Annotated in this window: 21 protein-coding genes; 9 read left to right on the plus strand and 12 right to left on the minus strand. The window is 72.7% G+C overall.

Features of this window, described 5'->3' with window-relative positions; translation table 11 throughout:
* Nucleotides 1–179: 179 nt before the first annotated feature.
* Entirely contained in the window at nt 180–728 is a 549-nt protein-coding gene (locus G401_RS0135980) for a DUF1062 domain-containing protein (RefSeq protein WP_027346291.1), read from the plus strand.
* Here the strand turns inward: G401_RS0135980 and G401_RS0135985 are convergent.
* Nucleotides 718–1497, minus strand: coding sequence for a DeoR/GlpR family DNA-binding transcription regulator (locus G401_RS0135985; RefSeq protein WP_027346292.1), 780 nt, complete (start codon nt 1495–1497; stop codon nt 718–720). The two genes, G401_RS0135980 and G401_RS0135985, sit on opposite strands and share 11 nt — an antisense overlap.
* Nucleotides 1498–1569: 72 nt before the next feature.
* Here G401_RS0135985 and G401_RS0135990 point away from each other — a divergent pair, with 72 nt between their 5' ends.
* On the plus strand, nt 1570–1962 hold the full coding sequence (locus tag G401_RS0135990) for a DUF4406 domain-containing protein (protein ID WP_245602006.1): 393 nt from the start codon (nt 1570–1572) through the stop codon (nt 1960–1962).
* Here the strand turns inward: G401_RS0135990 and G401_RS57385 are convergent.
* Entirely contained in the window at nt 1941–2471 is a 531-nt protein-coding gene (locus G401_RS57385) for a hypothetical protein (RefSeq protein WP_211240947.1), read from the minus strand. The genes G401_RS0135990 and G401_RS57385 overlap by 22 nt on opposite strands.
* A 144-nt stretch (nt 2472–2615) precedes the next feature.
* On the opposite strand from G401_RS57385, the gene G401_RS0136000 reads away from it, so the two are divergent.
* The gene (locus tag G401_RS0136000; RefSeq protein ID WP_027346295.1) at nt 2616–3443 is read left to right on the plus strand and encodes a DUF72 domain-containing protein; all 828 of its coding nucleotides are present in this window, start codon (nt 2616–2618) and stop codon (nt 3441–3443) included.
* Here G401_RS0136000 and G401_RS0136005 read toward each other — a convergent pair.
* Nucleotides 3440–4231, minus strand: a complete 792-nt coding sequence (locus tag G401_RS0136005; RefSeq protein WP_027346296.1) for a class I SAM-dependent methyltransferase — start codon at nt 4229–4231, stop codon at nt 3440–3442. The two genes, G401_RS0136000 and G401_RS0136005, sit on opposite strands and share 4 nt — an antisense overlap.
* Before the next feature lie 52 nt (nt 4232–4283).
* On the opposite strand from G401_RS0136005, the gene G401_RS0136010 reads away from it, so the two are divergent.
* On the plus strand, nt 4284–4859 hold the full coding sequence (locus tag G401_RS0136010; RefSeq protein WP_027346297.1) for a TetR/AcrR family transcriptional regulator: 576 nt from the start codon (nt 4284–4286) through the stop codon (nt 4857–4859).
* 227 nt (nt 4860–5086) lie between these two features.
* Entirely contained in the window at nt 5087–5806 is a 720-nt protein-coding gene (locus G401_RS0136015) for a YcnI family protein (protein ID WP_027346298.1), read from the plus strand.
* Here the strand turns inward: G401_RS0136015 and G401_RS0136020 are convergent.
* Nucleotides 5795–8371, minus strand: a complete 2577-nt coding sequence (locus G401_RS0136020; protein WP_027346299.1) for a helix-turn-helix transcriptional regulator — start codon at nt 8369–8371, stop codon at nt 5795–5797. The genes G401_RS0136015 and G401_RS0136020 overlap by 12 nt on opposite strands.
* Before the next feature lie 121 nt (nt 8372–8492).
* Between G401_RS0136020 and G401_RS0136025 the strand changes: the two genes are divergently transcribed.
* Both G401_RS0136025 and G401_RS0136030 read left to right on the plus strand, forming a co-directional pair.
* Nucleotides 8493–8840: a nuclear transport factor 2 family protein gene (locus G401_RS0136025; RefSeq protein WP_034594137.1), complete on the plus strand. Its 348-nt coding sequence runs from the start codon at nt 8493–8495 to the stop codon at nt 8838–8840.
* 60 nt (nt 8841–8900) lie between these two features.
* Nucleotides 8901–10280, plus strand: a complete 1380-nt coding sequence (locus tag G401_RS0136030) for an MFS transporter (RefSeq protein ID WP_027346301.1) — start codon at nt 8901–8903, stop codon at nt 10278–10280.
* Nucleotides 10281–10397: 117 nt separating this feature from the next.
* Here G401_RS0136030 and G401_RS0136035 read toward each other — a convergent pair whose 3' ends face one another.
* From G401_RS0136035 to G401_RS58465, 6 genes are all read right to left on the minus strand, one after another.
* Nucleotides 10398–11012 (minus strand): ABC-2 transporter permease, encoded by a 615-nt coding sequence (locus G401_RS0136035; RefSeq protein WP_027346302.1) that lies wholly within the window; start codon nt 11010–11012, stop codon nt 10398–10400.
* Nucleotides 11009–11908: an ABC transporter ATP-binding protein gene (locus tag G401_RS0136040; RefSeq protein WP_034594138.1), complete on the minus strand. Its 900-nt coding sequence runs from the start codon at nt 11906–11908 to the stop codon at nt 11009–11011. Before G401_RS0136040 ends, G401_RS0136035 begins: the two co-directional genes overlap by 4 nt.
* Complete coding sequence (locus G401_RS0136045; protein WP_027346304.1) at nt 11901–12287, minus strand: GntR family transcriptional regulator; 387 nt, start codon at nt 12285–12287, stop codon at nt 11901–11903. Before G401_RS0136045 ends, G401_RS0136040 begins: the two co-directional genes overlap by 8 nt.
* A 71-nt stretch (nt 12288–12358) precedes the next feature.
* Nucleotides 12359–13924: an MFS transporter gene (locus G401_RS0136050; protein WP_027346305.1), complete on the minus strand. Its 1566-nt coding sequence runs from the start codon at nt 13922–13924 to the stop codon at nt 12359–12361.
* A 40-nt stretch (nt 13925–13964) separates the two neighbouring features.
* Nucleotides 13965–14786, minus strand: a complete 822-nt coding sequence (locus G401_RS0136055) for a PHP domain-containing protein (protein ID WP_245602010.1) — start codon at nt 14784–14786, stop codon at nt 13965–13967.
* Between the two features lie 22 nt (nt 14787–14808).
* The gene (locus G401_RS58465) at nt 14809–15756 is read right to left on the minus strand and encodes a glycosyltransferase (RefSeq protein ID WP_027346307.1); all 948 of its coding nucleotides are present in this window, start codon (nt 15754–15756) and stop codon (nt 14809–14811) included.
* Between the two features lie 72 nt (nt 15757–15828).
* Here G401_RS58465 and G401_RS56415 point away from each other — a divergent pair, with 72 nt between their 5' ends.
* Nucleotides 15829–17544: a hypothetical protein gene (locus tag G401_RS56415; protein ID WP_157546715.1), complete on the plus strand. Its 1716-nt coding sequence runs from the start codon at nt 15829–15831 to the stop codon at nt 17542–17544.
* Nucleotides 17541–19292, plus strand: a complete 1752-nt coding sequence (locus G401_RS0136070) for a hypothetical protein (RefSeq protein ID WP_027346309.1) — start codon at nt 17541–17543, stop codon at nt 19290–19292. The genes G401_RS56415 and G401_RS0136070 overlap by 4 nt, the downstream gene beginning before the upstream one ends.
* A 172-nt stretch (nt 19293–19464) precedes the next feature.
* Here the strand turns inward: G401_RS0136070 and G401_RS53775 are convergent, their stop codons facing one another.
* Complete coding sequence (locus G401_RS53775; protein ID WP_027346310.1) at nt 19465–20208, minus strand: hypothetical protein; 744 nt, start codon at nt 20206–20208, stop codon at nt 19465–19467.
* Nucleotides 20209–20289: 81 nt separating this feature from the next.
* The gene (locus G401_RS0136080; RefSeq protein WP_027346311.1) at nt 20290–20838 is read right to left on the minus strand and encodes a cysteine hydrolase family protein; all 549 of its coding nucleotides are present in this window, start codon (nt 20836–20838) and stop codon (nt 20290–20292) included.
* Nucleotides 20839–20848 lie beyond the last annotated feature (10 nt).

Genomic DNA, 20848 nt, shown 5'->3' on the forward strand with positions numbered 1-20848 from the left:
AACCGGTGGATCCGGGCCGGGGTACGCGGTTACGGTGCTGCTGGACCTGTCGCCGAGCCGAGGACGTTCCGTTGTACACCCTGTGAGACCGCCCCACTGCTGATCTGGTCGCGCGTCGCGCCTTCCTGCGCCGCGCATCTTTTTGCTGCGGACTTTCTCACTGAAACCGGTGTATCTCTATGTCCACCTCATGGGTGGTTGTTCCCACCTGCCTGCCCCTCGTCCGTCGCCGCTGCCACACCTGCGGGTCGGAGTTCTTCCGGCCGAGCGGCAAATTCCGCGTCAACGCCAACCACAAGCTCCTCGACGCCTGGCTTCTCGTGCTCTGCAACGGGTGCGGCGAGACCGCCAAGCTCACGCTCCTGGAGCGCACGAACGTCCGCGACATCCCGTCCACGCTGCTGGACCGGTTGCACGGCAACGATTCCGATCTGACGGCCGAACTGCTCCAGGATCCGCTCGTGCAGCGGCGCAGCCGGGTGACCCTCGACTGGGGCGACGCCTGGCGGCTGGACACCGGCGGCTGGGACCATCTGGACCGCGAGGTGATCGACGTGTCGGTCCGCTTCGCGGCGCGCATCCCCATCCGGCCGGCCCGGCTGATCGCCGAGGGCTGCGGCCTGTCGCGGGCCGGGGTCGAGCGGCTGATCACGGAGGGGAAGGTCGTCTCGATGGTCCGGCTGGGCAGCCCGCTGTCCGGGGACTTCACCTTCACGCTCAAGCGCTGAGCACCCCCGGCGAGCCCGGGCCCGCGGCGAGGACCGTCGTGGCCCGGGCGAGCCGGCGCAGGAGTTCGTCGTCCGGCGCGTCGGTGATGATCCCGGCCACCGCCTCCACCCCGAGTACGCCGAACCGCGAGGCGGTGCCGATCTTCTCGGCGCTCGCCAGCACGTAGGTCTCGGCGGCCCGCTGCGCCAGCGCCCGCTTCATGGCCGCCTCGTCGGCGTCGCCCGTGGTCAGCCCGGCGTCCGGGTGTACGCCGGTGACGCCCAGGAAGAACATGTCCGCGCGTACGCCCTGGGCGGCCTCGACGGCAGCGGCGCCGCAGGTGACCACCGAGTGTTTGAAGAGGCGGCCGCCGAGCAGGTAGATCTCGACCGCCGGGTGCTCGGCGAGGGCGGCGGCGACGGTGGGGCTGTGGGTGACGATGGTCGCGCGCAGCGCGGGCGGGAGCGCCCGGGCCACCTCCAGGGCGGTCGTACCGCCGTCGAGCAGGACGGTGTGCTCGTCGGAGATCATCGCCGCCGCCGTACGCGCGACCAGCTTCTTGCCGTCGGTCTGGATGGACTGGCGGGTCTGGTAGTCGGCAATCGCGGGCGACGACGGCAGGGCGCCCCCGTAGACGCGCTGGCACAGGCCGGCGGCGGCGAGGTCGCGCAGATCGCGGCGGATGGTGTCCTCGGGGGTCCCGAGTTCCCGGGCGACGTCGGCGGTGACCACCCGCCGGTCGGTGGCCAGGCGGGCGAGCAGGAATTCACGGCGCTGCGCGGCGAGCATGCACGATCTCCTATTGCGTGATTCTCCATGTTTTTCCTTGATGCTGCCGAGTCTAGCGCTAACATGGGGCACATGACTGCACGGAAACCCATGTTGATCCTCATTGCCGGGCCTTACCGGTCCGGAACCGGCGACAACCCGCAAGCACTGGCCGCCAATCTCGCCCGCCTGGAGGCGGCCGCGTGGCCGATCTTCCAGGCCGGGCACGTGCCGATGATCGGCGAGTGGGTGGCCCTTCCGGTCCTGCGCGGCGGCGGCGCCGACTCGATCGCCCACCCGCTCGCCGCCGAGGTCCTCTATCCCACGGCGGAGCGGCTGCTGCAGCACTGCGACGCCGTCCTGCGCCTGCCGGGGGAGTCGAAGGGGGCCGACCAGGACGTGGCGATCGCCACGCAGCGGGGACTGCCGGTCTACTACTCGATCGACGAGATCCCGGCCCTCGGTCAGCTGCCCGCGACGGTCTGATATTCGAGGTCCATCGTGTCGGTGCGGCCGGACCAGGCGAGGGTCAGCCGCCAGCAGCCGGCCTTCGGCAGGTCCACGATGGACGGACCCGGGCCGCCGGCGACCGTCTGGCGGACCGGGTCGCCGGTGCCGTCCAGCCGTGCGGTGATCACCAGGTCGGGGTCGCTGCCCGGTGTGCCGGACCCGTCCGGCGCCGACACCCAGAGGATCTTGTTGGTCCGGCCGTCCGCGGTGGTCGGCGGCTGGTGCAGCGGATAGCCGAACATCACCGCCACGATGCTCCCGGCCGCGCCGAGCGTGTGCGGCATGCTCGTGTCGCCGCTGAACCCGCCGCGCGCCCAGACCGGCAGCTCATCGGTACGCACATCGGGGCGACACGGCCCGGCGGCGGTGGGAGCGGCGGCGGTCGTGGGGGCGGCGGTGGGCGTCGGGGCGGCCGTGCAGGCGGTGGTCGTGAGGACGGCCGAAGCCAGGGCGGCGGTCACGGCGGCGGCGAAGATCTTGTTCATGACCTGACGATGCGCCCCGGGCCGGAAAGGTTCCATCCCTCGCGTACCGGATCCCTCGCGTAATGGATCCCTCGCGTACTGGATCCCTCGCGTACTGGATATGGTGAGCCGATGTCCCCGCCCCGTCTGGCCGTCGGCTGCGCCATGTGGCAGCACAAACCGTGGCAGGGCCGGTTCGTCCGGCACCCGCTCCCGGCGGCCGAGCGCCTGCGGGCGTACGCGGGCTGGTGCGACGCGGTCGAGGGGAACACGACGTTCTACGCGACCCCCGCCCGGGCCTCGGTCGAGTCGTGGGCCGCGCAGACCGGGCCGGACTTCCGCTTCGTGCTGAAGCTGCCGAAGCCGGTCACGCACGAGCACCGGCTGACCGGCGGCGAGCCGGAACTGCGTGCCTTCCTGGACGCGATCGAGCCGTTGGGGACGCGTACGCACGCGCTGTGGGTGCAGTTGCCGGGCTCGTTCGGGCCGGGCGACGTGCCCGCGCTGGCCGCATTCCTGCGCCGTCTGCCGGCCGCCCACCGGTACGCCGTCGAGGTACGCCACCGCGCCTTCTTCGAGGACGCGGCGGTGACCCGGGACCTGGAGGCCGTGCTGGCGGCGGCCGACGCCGAGTGGCTGCCCTTCGACACGGTGGCCCTGTTCGCGAAGCCGCCGACCAGCGACGCCGAGCGCGAGGCGTGGACGAAGAAGCCGCGGATGCCCCGCCGGGACCGCGCGCTCACCGCCCGGCCGATCGTCCGCTACATCGGCCGGGACTCGGTCGCCGAGACGGTCGAGGGCTGGCAGCCGTGGGTCGCCAGCGTCGCCGGGTGGCTGGCCGAGGGCCGCGAACCGACCGTCTTCATCCACACTCCCGACAACGCCGACGCGCCCGAACTGGCCCGCCGCTTCCACGCCGAGGTACGCGAGCGCGTACCGGGGCTGGCGGCGCTGCCGGAACCGGAGCCGGTGGAGCCCGACACCCTCTTCTAGATCCTGAGGGCGGTCAGGACGACCGTGGTGATCGGCATGACGAAGGAGCCGCCCACCGCGTCGACGGCTTCGCCCAGTCCGGCGAGCAGCGCGGCCGACTGGTCCGGCGGGATGAGGTTGTGCCCGCCGTGGGTCGGCACCACGTCCAGCCACTCGTCGCGGGTGAACGTCTGCTCCCAGTCGAACGACCACCGCTGCGGTACGCCGAATCCGCCCGCCTCGGCGAGGCCGCTGGTCGCGGTGTCCATCATGGGCGCGTAGGGGTCGGCCGCGCGTACGGGATAGGGATCGAAGGGGAGATCGGGCAGGACCCGGCGGTAGACGGCGGCGAAGGACCGGGCGAGCGGCTCGGGGGTGAGCAAGGCGTTCCAGAAGAGGGCGAGCCGGCCGGCGGGCCGCAGCACCTCGGCGGCCCGGGCGGCGCCGGCCACCGGGTCGATCCAGTGCCAGGTCTGCCCGGCGACGACGGCGTCGAAGGTACGCCCCGCGGCGTCCCAGTCCTCGAACCTGGCGACGTCGACGGTGAAGCCGTCGCGGCGGGCGAGGGCGGCCATCCGCTCGTCGACCTCGACGCCGTGCACGGTGCGGCCGGCGGCGCGGAACCGGCGGGCGGCGATGCCGGTGCCGATCCCGACGTCGAGGAAGTCCGGGCCGGGCGCGGCGGCGACCACCGCGTCGACCATCGCGGCCGGATAGCTCGGGCGGGTGCGGTCGTAGCGCTCCGCGTCGGTGCCGAAGCCCTCGGCGATCCGGCGGGCCCGGTGCGGTTCGGAAGGAGTAGTGGGCATGCGCCCACTCTAAGTGGGCATGTGCCCACTCGGCAACCGGTACCCTGATCACGTGCCGACTGGAGTGGCCATCCGCGACCCGCGCGAGCAGCTGTTCGACGCCGCCGAACGGATCCTGCTGCGGGCCGGCCCGAACGCGCTCACCAGCCGCGCGGTCACCGCCGAGGCGGGCGTGGCCAAAGGCGTACTGCACAAGCATTTCGCGGACTTCGACGCCTTCCTGGCCGACCTCGTGCACAGCCGGATGGCGCGGCTGGAGATCCAGGACGCCCTGCTGCGGGGCTCCGCCGGCACGGCGACCGTCGTCGGCAACGTGGCGGACGCGCTCGCGGTCTACTTCGAGCCGGTCGCCGTGGCGATCGTCGGGCTGGTCATCGCGCGCGACGAGCTGCGGTCGCGGCTGCGGGAGACGACACCGGTCGGCGTACCGCTGATGACCGAGGCGGCCCAGTCGATCGCGGGCTACCTGTCGGACGAGCAGCGGCTCGGGCGGCTCGACCGGAAGGTGGACGCCGACGCGGTGGCCCGGATGATCATCGGCTCGGCGCACCTGATGTACGCCGACCGCCACGCGCCGCCGCCGACCCCGGCGGACCTCCGCCACGTCGTCGCGCTGGCCCTCCCGTAACCCGTCCCGCCCTCCTCCTCTGGCCCCCAAGATCCCGCTTGGATCAGGGAAAACACCCGAATCTTGGGCCATGATTCGGGTGACATCCGTGATCCAAGCGGGATCTTGGGGGCATCCGAGCAGGATCTTGGGGGCATTCAGGCGGGATCTTGGCGAGGCTGAGGAACTTCTTCCGGCGCGGCGGCGACCCTCTGCCGGAAGAGTCGCCCGATGAGATGAGAATCCGCATGACGCGCACAGTGGTACGCCGCCTCGCAACCGTCGCCGCCGGTGCGGCCGCCGCGATCGCCCTGGTCGCCGGTCCCGCCGCCGCCCACGTCACCGTCAATCCGAGCACCGCCACGCAGGGCGGGTACGCGAAGCTGACGTTCCGCGTACCGAACGAGACGACGACGGCGGACACGACGAAGGTGGAGGTGGTGGTCCCCACCGATCACCCGATCCCGTCGATCTCGTTGCGGCCGGTGCCGGGCTGGACGGCCGCGGTCGAGCGGTCGAAGCTGGCCACGCCGCTGAAGGACGACGACGGCAACGAGGTCACCGACGCCATCTCGAAGATCACGTGGACGGCCGCGGCCGACGCGGTGATCAAGCCGGGGCAGTTCCAGGAGTTCGACGTCTCGGCCGGGCCGCTGCCGCAGGTCGACCAGATCGTGTTCAAGGCGCTGCAGACCTACTCGGACGGCAACGTCGTGCGCTGGATCGAGGAGCCGAAGGCCGGCGAGGAGGCCGAGCACCCGGCGCCGGTGCTGAAGCTGACCCCGAAGGGGTCCACCAACACCGGCGCGGCCACGACCACCGCGGCCGGGGCCACCGTCACGGCGTCGGCCGACGACAAGGACAACGGCAGCCCGTGGCCGCTCGTCATCAGCATCGTCTCGCTGGTCGTCGCGCTCGCCGCGGTCGGTCTCGCCCTGCGCCGCCGGCCGTCCGGGTCACAGGCCTAGCGTCACCAGATCGCCCCGGCTCGCCACACCCAGTTTCGGGTACGCCTTGTACAGGTGGTACGCGACCGTCTTGGGGCTGAGGAACAGCTGCCCCGCGATGTCCTTGTTGGACAGTCCCTGGGCGGCGAGCCGGGCGATCTGCAGCTCCTGCGGCGTCAGCGCGGCGGCCGCCGCCGGAGCCGGCTGCGGTGCGCGCAGGCCGGTCGCTTCCAGCTCGGTACGCGTACGGGCGGCCCAGGGGTGGGCTTCGAGGCGGTCGAAGACCTCGACGGCCCGCTGCAGCACGGTACGCGCGTCGGCCTTGCGGCGGCCCCGGCGCAGCCATTCGCCGTAGAGCAGCTCGGTGCGCGCCTGCTCGAACGGCCGGCTCGGCAGCTTCAGCGCGGCCAGGTAGTCGCTCTCGTCGCCGGACAGCAGCGCCCGGCACCGGTACACCAGCGACTGCGCCCACGGCCGGCCGGTGCGCTCCGCGAAGGCGACGAGCCGGTCGAGCGCCGGTCCGGCCGCCGCGGGGACGGACGCGCGGACGGCCGCCTCGACGAGATCCGGGATGCACCGGTACGCCGCGACGTGGTGCGCGTACGGATTGTCCTGAAGGGACAGCAGCCGGGGCAGGGCCGCCTCGACCCGGCCCTGGCCGAGGTCGAGCAGGCCGAGCGCCCAGTGCGCCCAGGTGTGCCCGGCCGGGGCGGCACCCGGCGCGGTGGCGGCCAGCGCCTCGGCGACCGACGCGCGGCAGCGCTCCTCGTCCCCGGCGACGGCTGCGAGGACCGCGTCCATCGCGGACAGCTGGCTGATCCAGAGCGGCTGGCCGCCGTCGCGGGCGACGTGCAGCCCCTCGGCGCAGGCGACCGCGGCGTCCCGGTGCCCGCCGGTGAAGAACCGGGCCTCGGCGAGGAAGAACAGCAGCGTCGGCAGCAGGCCCACGAGTCCTTCGTGCCGGCAGCGGTCGGCCAGCCGGGCCGTCAGGTCGTACGCCTGCTCGTCCAGGCCCGCGACGAAGCCGAGCGCGCAGATCTGGACGAGGTCGGCCGGGGAGACGTCGAGGTCCGGCAGCCGGTCCGGCCCGCCGCGGAAGGCGTCGCCGAGGAAGCGGGCCACCGGATCGTCGAGCGTGGCGAGCCGGTCGAGGCAGGCGCCCAGCTGCGGCTCGCCGAGGTACCACGCGGGATGCACGGCCTGGACCCAGAACGGGGTCGGGTCGCCGGCCAGGCCGCCGGCCGCGGTCAGCAGGTCGTACGCGGTCTGGTGGTTGCCCTGCCAGAACCAGGCCAGGCCCTCGATCCAGCCGACCCGGGCCAGGAACGCCGGATCGTCCACAAGGGACGCGGCCCGTTCGGCGAGTTCGACGGCGGCGGCGGGGCGGCCGGCCGGCAGACCGCTCTCCGCCGCCAGCAGCAGCCGCCGGGCCTGCTCGGCCGGCGTACCGCTCAACTGCGCCGCCCGCTCGTACGCGACGGCCGCCGCGGCGTACCCGTTGCGGTCGCGGGCCTGCCGGGCGGTGTCCTCGAGGGCGGCGGCCACGTCGTCGTCGAATCCGGTCGCGGCGGCGGCCCGGTGCCACGCCCGGCGGTCGGCCGAGTCCGGAGCGGACAGCGCGTCGGCGATCGCCTGATGGGCCGCGATCCGTTGCGCGTACGCGGAATCGTGGTAGATCGCCGCGCGGACCAGCGGGTGCCGGAAGCGCAGGGTGGCGCCCGCGACGTCGACGAGCCGGGCCTCCTCGGCCGGGCGGAGGTCGGCGGCGGTGGCCGGGGCGCCGGCGCGCAGGATGACGCCGAGATCGCCGGCGTCCTCGGCGGCGGCGACGAGCAGCAGCGCCCGGGTGGCGGCGGGCAGGCCGGCGACCTGGCCGCTGAAGGCCGCGCGCAGCCGGTCGGTCAGCGGCACCGCCGGAGCGTCGGCCGCTTTCGTGATCTTCGGCAGCTCGATGAGCGCGAGCGGATTGCCCTGGGCCTCGGCGAGGACGCGGTAGCGGACGGCCGGATCGAGATCGGGACCGAGCAGCCGGGCGGCGGCCGCGGCGGCCAGCCCGTCGAGCGGCAGTTCGGGCAGGCCGGCGGCGGGGAACGCGTCCTCGCGCGCGGCGGCGATGAGGGCCACGCCCTCGCCGCCGAGCCGGCGCGCGACGAACAGCAGGGCGTCCCCGGAGACCGCGTCGAGCCATTGCGCGTCGTCGATGAGGCAGACGACCGGGCCGTCGTCGGCGGCCTCGGCCAGCAGGGACAGCACTCCGAACCCGATGAGCAGCCGGTCCGCCGCCGTCCCCGGGGCGAGGCCGAAGGCGCCCTCCAGCGCGGCCCGCTGCGGCGCGGGCAGCCGGTCGCGGCGGTCGAGGACCGGCCACAGCAGCTGGCTCAGGCCGGCGAAGGGCAACTCGGCCTCGAATTCCACGCCGCTCGCCCGCAGGACCCGGCCCGCGGGCAGAGTGGCGGCCCAGTCGAGCAGCGCGCTCTTGCCGATGCCGGGGCCGCCGCGCAGGACCAGCGCGCCGCCGGAGCCGTCGCGGGCCGCGGCGACCAGCGCCTCGATCCGGTCCTGCTCGCGCTCGCGGCCGTGCAACATGCGTTCCAACCTACACACCGGTACGCCGGTGCCCGCATTACCTAAGCGATACCGATTCCGCGGTTCCCGCGCCTCCGTAGGTTCGAGATCGACACCGAACGGACCAGTGAGGAGCACGAAGATGCAGCTCATCGAGAAGTACATCGCCGCGTGGAACGAGACCGACGCCGGCGCCCGGGCCGCGCTCGTCGCGGACGTCTTCACCGCCGACGCGACGTACACCGACCCGCTGGCCGCCGTGGCCGGGCACGACCGGATCGACGGCCTGCTCGGCGCGGTCCAGGGCCAGTTCCCCGGCCTGGAGTTCCGGCTGGCCGGTCCGGTCGACGCCCACCACGACGTGTGCCGGTTCACCTGGCACCTCGGCCCGGCCGGCGGCGAGGCGGTCGTCATCGGGTTCGACGTCGCGGTGCTCGACGGGGACCGGATCGCGAGCGTCGCCGGCTTCCTGGACAAGGTGCCCGCCTGATTTCCCCGGGGCCGGGCGACCGTCCGGCCCCCATTCCCTTCCACCCCAAGGAGACTTCCCATGACCACGACCGCCGTCGCCGCCACCCCCGCCACCGCGACCGCCGCCGACCGCGCGCCGCGAGGCGTACTGCCGGTGCTGCTGACCGCCACCTTCATGACCGCGCTGGACTTCTTCATCGTCAACGTCGCCCTGCCCGCCGTCCACACCGACCTGCGAGCCGGTCCCGCCGCGCTGCAATGGGTGGTCGCCGGATTCGGGCTGGCGCTCGCGGCCGGGCTGATCACCGGCGGGCGGCTCGGCGACCTCTACGGCCGCCGCCGGATCTTCGGTGTCGGCGTCGCGGTGTTCACCGTCGCCTCGGTGCTGTGCGGGATCGCGCCGACCGCCGGGTTCCTCGTCGGCTCGCGGGTCCTGCAGGGCCTGGGTGCCGCGCTGATGATGCCCCAGACGCTGGCCCTGCTGCGCGGCTCGGTGCCGCCGGCCGCGCAGCCCAAGGCCTTCGCCCGCTACGGCCTCGCTCTCGGCCTCGGGGCCGTGTTCGGCCAGGTCATCGGCGGCCTGCTGATCAAGGCGAACCTGTTCGGGCTCGACTGGCGGACGTGCTTCTTGATCAACCTGCCGATCGGGATCGCCGTCCTCGCCGCGCTGCGGTTCCTGCCCGAGTCGCGCAACGCCGCCAGCCGGCTCGACCTGACCGGCGTCGTGCTGGTCACCGCCGCGCTCGTCACCCTCGTCCTGCCCCTCATCCAGGGCCCCGAACAGCACTGGCCACTGTGGACGTGGGTCAGCCTCGCCGGCGCCGCCGCGCTGTTCGCGGTGTTCGCGCTCCACCAGAGCCGGCGTACGCATCCGCTGGTGAACCTGCGGCTGTTCCGGGAGCGCACGTTCTCGACCGGGCTGCTGGCCGTGCAGGTGTTCTGGATGGGGCAGGCGTCGTTCTTCGTGATCCTGGCCCTGTACCTGCAGTTCGGGCAGCACCTGTCGGCGCTGCGTTCGGGCGCGGTGTTCATGGCGATCGGCGCGGGCTACCTGCTCACCTCGATGAACGCGCACCGGATCGCCGCCCGGCTGGGCCGGCACGCGGTCACCGCCGGCGCGCTCATCATGGTCGCCGGGCTGGCCGGGATGGCGGCCGCCGCCGGGCACGGCGTCGGCTGGCTGCTGCCGGGTCTCGCGGTCGACGGTCTGGGCATGGGCATGGCGCTGGCCCCGCTGACCACGATCGCCCTGTCCCGGGTGGCGGCCGAGCACACGGGCGCGGCGGCGGGCGTCCTGGCCACGGTGAACCAGACCGGCAACGCGCTGGGCGTGGCGCTCATCGGGATCGTCTTCTACCAGGCCTCGGGGTACACCGCCGGGTTCGAGGCGGGGCTGATCGTGCTGATCGGCCTGGAGGCGCTGCTCGCGCTGCTGATCCAGTTGCTGCCGCGCCGCTGACCCGGCTGCTCCCGGCGGCCCGTCCAAGCTCCCGTTCGGATCAGGGTTTCGCACGTAATCTTGGGCCAAGATTCGGGTGATTTCCCTGATCCAAGCGGGGTCTTGGCGTCGGTGAGGTCACTCAGGGTGGCGGAACACGTGTGCGGTGAGCGTCGCCGAAATGACGAGGACGGCGGCACCGGCGACGCCGAGCAGGGGCAGCCAGACCTGGCCCGCGTCGATCGTCAGGTGCAGCTTGTAGGCGGCCAGCATGATCAGTGCGATCGGCAGGATCGTCGCAAGGACGTTGACGCGGGTGTACCCGAACCGGATGAGCAGCGGGAACTGCACCGCGACGTTGACGGCGAACAGTGCCCACGACATCGTCAGCAGGGTGGTGAGCTGCCCGCCGCCGAAGGCGTCGCCCTCGACCCGCGCGGCGACGTAGGACAGCGCGGTTCCCACGATCAGCGCGCCGAGATAGACGACCACGGCCCAGGCGTAGTACGCGAGCAGCACCGCGCGGCGGGTGACGGGCAGGACGGCGTACAGGGTGGTGAGGTCGGCCTTGTCGGCGATCTGGAACGGCTGGACGGCGAGGTACGGGGCGAGGATCACCGCCGTGGCCACCATCAGGCCGGTCGGGCTGCGCAGGTCGAGCACCACCATCAGGGCGAGCACCAGGAGGAACTGGGTCCGGTACGGCGCGACGCTACGCATGTGCAGCACGGTCGCGCGGAAGACGGCGTTCATGCGGCGGCTCCACGCGTACGGGTGCGGAGGGCGGGGCGGGCGGAGGATAGTCCGATGTGGATGGCGATCTCCTCCAGGGTGGGTGCCTCGACCAGGACGCGGCCGTCGAGGAGGCCGGCTTCGTCGGTGCGGACCAGGGCCTCGACGCCGGCCGGTGACCGCCGGGCGCCGATCAGCTCCACGCCGATCAGGTCGGTCAGCTCGTCGGGGCCGCCGCGGACCACGCGGTAGGCGTCCAGGATCTCGTCCTTGGGCCCGGTGTCCACGACCCGGCCGTCGTGGATGAGCGTCACGAAGTCGCCGATGCGGTCCAGGTCGGCGGTGATGTGCGTGGAGAACAGGACGCTGTGGCCCTCGTCGAGGAGGAAGTCGCCGATGATGCCGACGAGTTCGGCCCGGGCCACCGGGTCCAGGCCGCTGGTCGGCTCGTCGAAGACCAGCAGCCGCGCCCGGTGCGACAGCGCGACGGCGATCATCAGCTTCATCGCCATGCCGCGGGACAGGTTCTTGACCCTGGCCTTCGGGTCGAGGCCGAACTCGTCGAGCAGCTGCCGGTACCGCGCGCCGTCCCAGCGGTCGTAGAAGGGCCGCAGCGTCCGCTCGACCTCCGCCAGCCGCCACTCGCCCACGAAATAGGTGTGGTCGAGCACCACGCCGACGTCCTGGCGAAGGCTGACCGAGCCGGGGACCCGGCGGCCGAGCAGCTCGATCTCGCCGGAGTCGATGCCGCGCATGCCGAGCAGGCACCGGATCGTGGTGGTCTTGCCGGCTCCGTTGGCGCCGATCAGGCCCATGACGTAGCCGGTCGGCAGTTCGAAGCCGACATCCCGCAGAGCGAAACCGTTGCCGACCGCGCAGTTCACGCCGCGCAGGGCGAAGGCCGGCGTCTCAGGCATGCTCGTACTCCGAATCCAGCAGGCCGTCCAGGATCCGGACGACGTCGTCGCGGCCGAGGCCGGCCCGCCGGGCGGCGTCCAGCGCGGTCTGCAATCCCTCCTCGACCTGGCGCAGCAGCTGCTCGCGGACCAGCGCCGAGTCCAGCGGCAGGACGTACGCGCCCTTGCCGGGGACGGTCGAGATGAATCCCTCGGCGGCCAGCTCGGCGTACGCGCGGGTGGTGGTGATGATGCTGATACGCAGGTCGCGGGCGAGCGCCCGGACGGACGGCAGCGCCTCGCCCTCGGCCAGTTCCCCGGTCAGCACGGCCGCGCCGACCTGTTCCTTGATCTGCTGATAGAGCGGTATGCCGGAGCTGTTGGACAGCACGACCCGCACGACGACCTCCCCAGACGGCCCAACTGTATATGCACACTATATACAGTCGTGACGGTAAGGGCGCAAGTGCGCTACAGGCGCTCGGGCAGCTTCCGCGTGAACGGCACGCTCGCCAGCACGAACAGGGCCGCCGTCAGGAACGCCAGCTTCAGGCCGACGAGCTGCGCACTGGCGTACGCGGACACGATCGCGGCCTGCTCGTTCGGCGGCACCTGGGTCGTGGCGAGGGCGGCGGTCGCGTCGGCGGTCGAGATGAACGGGACTCCGCCGGCGATGCGTACGGCGGCCTGGTCGGCGACCGCGTTGGAGATCTCGGGGTGGTCGGCGACGTGGTTGCCGAAGCTCACCGCCAGCGTCGCCAGCAGGACCGCGCCGACCAGGGCGGTGCCGAGCGACGAGCCGAGGTTCTGGGCGGTGTACTGCAGGCCGCCGACCTCGCCGCGCTCGGCCTCGCCGACGCTGGACTGGACGATGTTGCCCAGCTGCGAGGCGAGCAGTCCCATGCCGACACCGAGCAGGGCCATCGCGAAGCCGAACGAGCGCTCGTTCAGCTCCGGGTCCACGCTGGCCACCAGCCAGATGACGGCGACGAACAGCACGGCCAGGCCGATGCGCACGATGCGCCGCGGTCCGGCGTACCGGCCGATGACGGGACCGCTGAGCGCCGTGACGAGCATCGTGATCGAGACCGGCAGCAGGCGTACGCCGGTCTGGAAGGCGTCGAGTCCCTGCGAGAGCTGCAGGTAGAGCGGGATGGCGAAGAAGAGGCCGAGCAGCACCAGGTTCTGGGCGAGCAGCATGGCCAGGCCCGACCGCAGGGAGGGCAGCGTGAACAGCGTCATCCGGACCAGCGGGTCGTGGCCCGCCGCGTCGCGGCGGCGTTCCCAGACGGCGAAGAGGTACAGCACGACGAGGCCGGCCGTGACGACGAACATCGTCGGGGCGAAACCGAAGATCGTGAACGGCGGGTTCTTCGGGTTCACCCAGCCCCATGCGCTGCTCTGCAGGACGCCGAGCACGATGAGGGCCATGCCGACCGCGGACAGGGCGGCGCCGATCCAGTCCAGCCGCGGGCGACGCTCGATCGGCACGTCGGCGACCCAGCGCAGCGTGAGCAGCATGGCGATGACCAGCACGACCTCGCCGGCGAAGACCAGCCGCCAGGTCAGGTAGGTGGTCACCCAGCCGCCGAGCAACGGCCCGACCGCGATGCCGGCCCCGGCGACCCCGCCGATCACCCCGTACGCCATCGCCCGGTCCCGCCCGGCGGCGTAGTTGCCGCCGACGAGGGCCGCGAGGGCGGGCAGGACGAGCGCGGCGCCGAGTCCCTCGATCACCGACCAGCCGACGGTCAGTACCCACAGCTGGGGCGCGATCGCGGTGACGCCCGAGCCGATGCCGTAGATCACCAGCCCGATCGCGAACGCGCGGCGCCGGCCGAGCAGGTCGCCGAGCTTCCCGCCAGTGATCATGAAAGCGGCCATGACCAGCGTGTACAGCGTGATGACGGCCTGGATCGCGGTGACGGTCGTGTCGAAGTCGGCGACGAGCTGGCTGACGGACACGTTCATCACGGAGGTGTCGAGCACCATGAGGAACTGAGCCGTTCCCAGCACGGCCAACGGCTTCCATGCCACGTCGTCAGCCTAGGAGCAGTTGGGCGGGGGTGCGGGCGGTTCAGCGCAGCCAGAAGTCGTACGGGTGGCGGCCGGGCCGGAAGCCCTGCGCCTGCGCCCGGGCGGCCGCGTCCGCGAGCCCGTCGCCGACCGCGTGCGGCATGTGCGCGTCGCTGCCGAAGCTGACCGCCTCGCCGCCCTCCTCCCACCACCAGCGCAGCAGGGTCGCGTGGAAGAACGGCAGCCGCGTGTTGAGTTCCAGGGCGCGGCCGGTCCCGGCCAGCGTACGCAAGGCGTGGCGGTAGCCGTCCTCGAACGGGGCCGGGTCGAACTCGCCGGGCCAGTAGCGTACGGGGTAGTCGATGTGGGCCAGGACGGCGAACACCGACGAGCCCTCGATCAACTTGGGGATCTCGGCCAGGTAGTCGTGCAGCACCTCGGCGGCCGGCCGGGCGGCGAACTGGCCGGGCGGTTCGGAGAAGCCGTCGCCGAGCGGCAGGCAGTGCAGCGAGCCCAGCAGGCGGTCGAGGGGAGCCGCGGTCAGCTTCGCCACCGCCTCCGGGTGCCAGTGCGGCTCGCCGAGCTCCAGTCCGGACAGGATCCGCAACTGCGGGAACAGGTCGCGGCAGCGTTCGATGCTCGCCAGGTAGCCGTCGAGGTCCATCGGCGGCGGGGTCAGGAGACCGTCGACGCTGATCCGCGACAGGTGCGCGTCATAGCCGTGGACCAGCCACGGCGTGTGGTCGGCGTGCTCGGTGAAGGCCACCGCGGGCAGCCCCCGGCGCACGGCCTCCGCGCAGGTCCGCTCCATCGAGCCGTTCGCGGCGTCCCAGGAGAACTCGCTGTGTACGTGACTGTCGGCGGGCAGGATCGGTTCGCGCACGGCCACCCCTTCGGCGAAGCTGTCAGCTCACATCATCGGCCAGGCGCTCGGCGACCCGCGCCGGGGCCGGCATCTCGGCGATCTCCCGGGCCAGCGCGGCGGCCGCCGGACGGCAGCCGTCGAGCTGGGCGGCGTACTCCCGGATCGTGCCGGCGTCGAACGCGGTGAGCCGCAGCGCGGCGCCGGCGGTGAACACGGCCTCGGCGTTGGCGAACTGATCGGCGCCCTGCGGCAGGACGAGCTGCGGTACGCCGGCCGCGAGCGCGCCGAGGGTGGTGCCGCTGCCGCCGTGGTGGACGACGGCGGCGGCGCGGGCGAGGACGGCGTCCTGATCGACCCACGTCTCCACGGTGACGTTGGCGGGCAGGGGCCCGAGCGCCGCCGGCGTCACGCGTCCCGCCGCGACCACGACCCGGCGGTAGGCGGGCGCGAGCCCGGCGATGGCCGTGCGCAGCAGGTCCGGGCTGCCGAACGCGGTGCCGAGGGTGAGGTAGACCAGCCCGGGGTCCGGTGTGGACGGTGTACGGGTGCCGGGACGCATCGGGATCGTCGCCTCGGTGGCCAGGAAATCCTTGTCCTGCAACGACGGCGGGCAGATGTCCAGATGCGGCCGGCCGGTGCCGGTGGGCCGCACGAGCCCGATGCCGTCGGGGAAGAGCCGCCCGAAGCCGTGCCAGACCCCGCGGATCCCGACCTGCTGAGCCGCCTCCGCCGCGCCGGGTACGCCCCAGCCGTGCACGACGAGGTCGGGCCGGCGGTTTTCGAGGTCCGGCCGGAGATCCTCGGCGTAGATCTCGTAGAACACGTCGGCGGGCCGGAACGCCGCCAGCCCGAACGTACGCAGCCGCGGGTGCACCGCCTCGCCGACGGCGAACTCCACGTCGTGCCCAGCCGCCTGGACGGCGAGGGCGAGCGGAACCATGGGCAGGGTGTGGCCGGGGGAGGCGAGGGCGGCGAACAGGACGCGCATCGTGCGACGGTACCCCGAACCTGGACGGCGTCCACTACGCTGCGGCGGCACACCGACGATACGGGGATGATCATGACGGCGGTTCCGGGGCGGACACCACCTCGCTGGCGCGCGGCATTCGTGGCGGCGGCGCCGCCGATCGCCGCGGGCTGGCTCGCCAGTACCCTGCTGACCGACCTCACCCCCGAGTACACCGCCGTGTCCAACGGTGTCCACATCGGTGGGTCGAGCGCCGTGGCGCCGGTGGTCCTGGTGCTTGCCTGGCTGGTCGCGCTGTGCGCCGCCGTCGTGGCCGCGCTCGGCGGCGCCGCGTACCGGCGGCTGGCCCGGCGGCTGCTGCCGGTGGCGGTCGTCGCCGGCACCCTGGGCGCGCTGAGCGCCGCCGGCGTCGGCATCGCGGTCGTCCTGTCCGGCGGCTCGGTGCCGTGGTTCGCGGCGATCGTCGTGGCGACGGTGTTCGTCGTGGCGCGGTTGCTCGGCGCGCTGCCGCGGGTCCTCGCCGGTAGCGACATCGATGCCGCCCTCGTCGGCGCCTGGCGGGCCACGAGCCGGGCCCGGTGGGTGTCGTTCGGGCTGGGCCTGTGGATCCTGATCGGCCTCCCGGTGCTGGCCGTTCTCACCGTCGGTCTGGTCGGCGCGGTGGACGCCGGATCGCCGTGGGGCGGGTCGGACCTGGGGGTCGTCCGCTCCGCGGTGCTCGGGACGGTCGCCGTCCTCGTGGGCACGGCGTGCGTCGCCTTGCAAGCCGTCGCCCTGGTGCCCGGCGCGCAGCCCGCGTACGCGCCGCCGGTGCGGATGTGGCCCGCGTTCGCCGTGGCCGTCGCCGCGCCGCTGGTGCTCGCCGCCGTCACCATCGCCGACCCCGAGCAGGCTCCGGTGATCACGGCCGCGCCCGCCCCGGCGCCGCTCGGGTTCGAGCGCACCAACTACCGCTTCATCTCCCTGCCCGACGGCTCGCACCTGTCCGTCTCCACCAGCGAAAGCCGTCCCCAGCTGCTGAAATGCAACGCCGAGGCCACCGAGTGCACGCGTACCGACGTCGCGCTCACCGGCCTGGCCCACCCTTCGATCATGGACATGGCGCGTACGCGTACCGGCCTCATCGTCGCCGCGGCGATGATGAACGACGACGGCAGTCACACGCTGCGGCTGTGGCGGTGCGACGACCTCGTGTGCGGCTCGGTGCACGTGCTGCCGGGCATCCGGCTGCCCGACGACCCGGCGGTCAGGGCGGCCGGCGACACGTCGTTCGATCCGCTCGCGGACCAGCTGAGCACCGGGCGGCAGGACACCGAACCGAAGACGCTGCGTTGGGAGAACGCCAAGTTCATCGTCGGCGTCGACGAGACCGACCGGCCCGTGCTGGCGGTCAGCCGCAGCACGCGAGCCGAAGTCGAGCTGTACCGGTGCGCCGATCGCGACTGCGGCGGGCTCGACGTGACCACCCGCCGGCTCGACCTGTTCCAGGCGACCGGAGCGGCCCCGTCCACCATCGAAGCGCTCGCGCTGGATCAGCTGGGCCGGCCGGTCGTCGCCGTGCGCGCGTACGCCCCGCCCCGGAAGCCGGGATTCTCGATCCGGTGGGGTACGCCGCCCAGGGACTGGCTGCTGGTCATCCACTGTGGACCAGGCTGCGACACGTGGGGGACAGGCCTGTGGCGGACGCCCGAACCGAACCACCAGGACCGGTGGCAGATCGAGGTGCGGCCGGAGGGAACGGTCCTGACGACCTGGGAGTGGGGCGACGATGTCCAGCTCACCTGCACCCGCAACTGCGACCCGCGATGACCGGGGACGCCTTCACCGCGCCGGACGCGGACCGCCGGCGGGCCGTGCTCACGGTGGTGGCCCCGCCGCTCGCGCTGGTCTGGCTGCTGACGGCGCTCCTGCCGGTGTTCGGTGACCGGACGTCGACCTCCATCATCGACGGCGCGTACGCGGGCGGCTCGTCGTCGACCCTCGCCGGGATCGGCTGGGTGGCGGGCTGGGCGTTCGCGCTCTGTGCCGGAGCCGCAGCCGGTTCCGGCGGGTACGCGTACCGCCGGGTGATCCGGCGGCTGCTCCCGGCGGCGGGAATTCTTGCCGTGCTCGCCGTGCTGGGCTTCGGCGGTCTCGCGGGCGCTGCCGTGGTCTCCGGCGGATCGCTCGCCGTCCTCGCGATCGCGGCCGTCCTGCCGTTGTTCGCCGTCACCCAGCTGCTCGGCGCGCTGCCGCGGGTGCTCGCCGGGGCCTCGATCGGCAGGGCGCTCGCCGATGCCTGGCGGGGATCGGCCGGGCAACGGTGGCGGGAGTTCCTGCGCGGCGTGTGGATCCTGGTCGCCGTGCCGGTCGTCACCGCCCTCCTGCTCCAGCTGCGCTTCATGTCGCTTGGCGACAGTACGGCCGCCGGGTTCGCCCGGTCCGCGGTCGGCGCCGTGATCACCGTGGCCGTCCTCGTCGCGTGTGTGACGCTCCAAGCCGTCGCGCTTCCATCCGTTCCCGGTGCAGAGAAGGGCGCGCTTCCACTCGCTCCTGTTGCAGAGGAGGGCGAACCGCGACCAGGACGGCGCCCAACCAGGCTGGGGGCCGCGTTCGCCCTCGTCATCGCCGCGCCGCTGGCGCTGACCGCCGTGGCCGTCGCCGACCCCGGCGGCCTACCGGTGATCACGTCGGGCACCGAACGGCCGCGGCAGGGCGTGGACGCCATCGGCCTGGGGTTCCTCCCGCTGCCGGACGGCTCCCAGGTGGCCGTCGACCCGGGCGACCGCAAGCCCGAGCTGGTGAAGTGCGACATCCAGGCCACCGAATGCACGCGTACCGAGGTCGCGCTGACGGGGATCGACACGGCGATGCGCATCGACATGACGCGTACGCCGACGGGGCTGCTCATCGCAGCGGTGACCCACGAGGCCGGCGACTCGGTCCTGCTGCGCCTGTGGCGCTGCGACGATCCGGCCTGCGGCACCGTGCACGTCCTGACACCGATCCCGCTGCCGGCCGACCCGCCCCGCGAGAAGCCGCACAGCGCGTTCCCGGGAATGTTCGGCGATCAAGCCGGCCAGGCGGCCGAGCCGGAGCCGGTCAGCTGGTACGACGCGAAGTTCGCGCTCGGCGTCGACACCGCCGGCCGGCCGGTCATGGCGACGAACCGGAGCCGCCGGCCCGAGATCGAGTTCTACCACTGCGCCGATCCGGACTGCCGGGCCGTCGACTCGACCACCCGTTCCCTGGACGTGCCCGGGCAACCCGGCGGGGACCCGGCCCGCATCGAGGCGCTCGCGATGGACCGGCAGGGCCGTCCGGTCGCCGCCGTCCGGGCGTACGCGCCGCGGCAGCCGTCCGGGTTCACGGTCCGCCTCGGCGGGCAGCCCCAGGACGGGCTGTATGTCGTCCACTGTGGAGACTGGTGCGACGGGTACGGCGTACGGCTCTGGCAGACGATCGAGCCGGGGAAGGAACGGTGGTGGCGGTTCACGAGGACCGCGGCGGGCGATGTCCGGCTGGCCACCAACGACCCGGAGACGGCCCTGATCACCTGCTCGCGCTTCTGCGCCTGATCCTGCCCGCCCCGCTCCCCGGCGCGACCCGCTCCCCGGCCCGCTCGCGTGACCCGGCTCCATGATCCCGTTTGGATCAGGGATGTCCACGTAATCTTGGTCCAAGATTCGGGTGATTTCCCTGATCCAAACGGGATCATGGAGCGGTCTGAGCGGGACAGCGAAAGGGCTGTCAGCCGGCCAGCGGGTAGTACGGCTGGCTCCAGCCGCGGTAGCTGCTGTGGTAGAGGTAGTCGTCGACGCCGACCTGGCCGCCCACCGACGTACCGATGATCTTGCCTTCGCCGAGGCTGATCACGACGTGCCCGGTGCCGGAGGAGTTGTGGTACCAGACGAGCGCCCCGCGCGGCGGGATCCCGCTGGTGTGCATGTAGCCGTGGTTCACCATGTAGTCCCCGCCGACCTCGGCGGTCGCCCAGTTGGTGTAGCTCCAGCCGTAGGACAGGCCGGTGAACTTCAGGCAGAGATTCTCGTACGCGCTGGAGCCGAGATGGCTGAACGCCCACGAGATGGCGGCGTTGATGCCCCGCGGGTTGGCCCGGGGCGGCGCGCCGACGTAGTCGCATTTGCCGGTGACGTAGCCGTCGCCGCCGGTGTAGACGTACGCGTCCGAGACGAAACCGCCCCGGGCGAGCATGTCCCAGATGGTGCTGGTGCCGTAGGTCCCGCTGACCTGGGAGCCTTCGGTCTGGCACAGGATCGTGACCTTCGAACCGTCCGCGACCGTGTCCCACGCGTCGAAGCCGGTGCCCGGGGCCGCCCGGACGGTCAGGGCCGTGCCGGCGGTGTTGACCGTGCCCGACGCGGAGGCGTTGGCCGCGCTGGGCAAGGCGAACAGCATGACGCCCGCCACCGTCGCACTGAGCGCGGCGAACCGGGCCGGCCGGCGCCGCAGAACACTGAAGAGTGTCGACATGGGCGCAGCGTACGCAGCGGTTCTACAGAAACCGGTCTCGACGATGTACAGGAAAAGGCTCTTGCATGTATGGAAAAGGATCTATTTGATGCGAGCGGCCCAGTCCTCGATCGTGACGACGTCGGCCTGGGCCGGGAACACCTTCTCCGTCAGGACGCGGTGCACCTCCGGGTCGTGGTCGAGGCAGCCGTCGGCCAGCACCGTGATCTCGTAGTCGAGGTCGGCGGCCTGGCGGAGCGTGGACAGGACGACGCCGCTGGTGGCGATGCCGGTCAGGACCAGGTGCCCGATGCCGCTCGAGCGCAGCAGCAGTTCGAGGTCGCTGCCCGCGAAGGCGGACACCCGCTTCTTGGTGACGGTGATGTCGCCGGGTTCGGGCGCGACGTCCGGGTGGATCTCCATCGCGTCGGGTCCGGCCGCGCCGAACCGGCCGGCGAGCCCGCCGAAGATCTTGTTGCGCGGGTTCGCCTCGGGGTAGCCGGGCCGGAACCCGACCACGACGTATATCACCGGCAGCGCGGCCGCGCGGGCCGCCGCGATCGCCGTACGCAGCCGTGGCAGGTAGCCCGGCTCGGCGATGCGGGCCACGACGGAGTTCTGTACGTCCATCACGAGCAGTGCGGTAGTCATGTCTGGCAGG

Source organism: Hamadaea tsunoensis DSM 44101 (genome assembly GCF_000428945.1).
Lineage (GTDB): Bacteria > Actinomycetota > Actinomycetes > Mycobacteriales > Micromonosporaceae > Hamadaea > Hamadaea tsunoensis.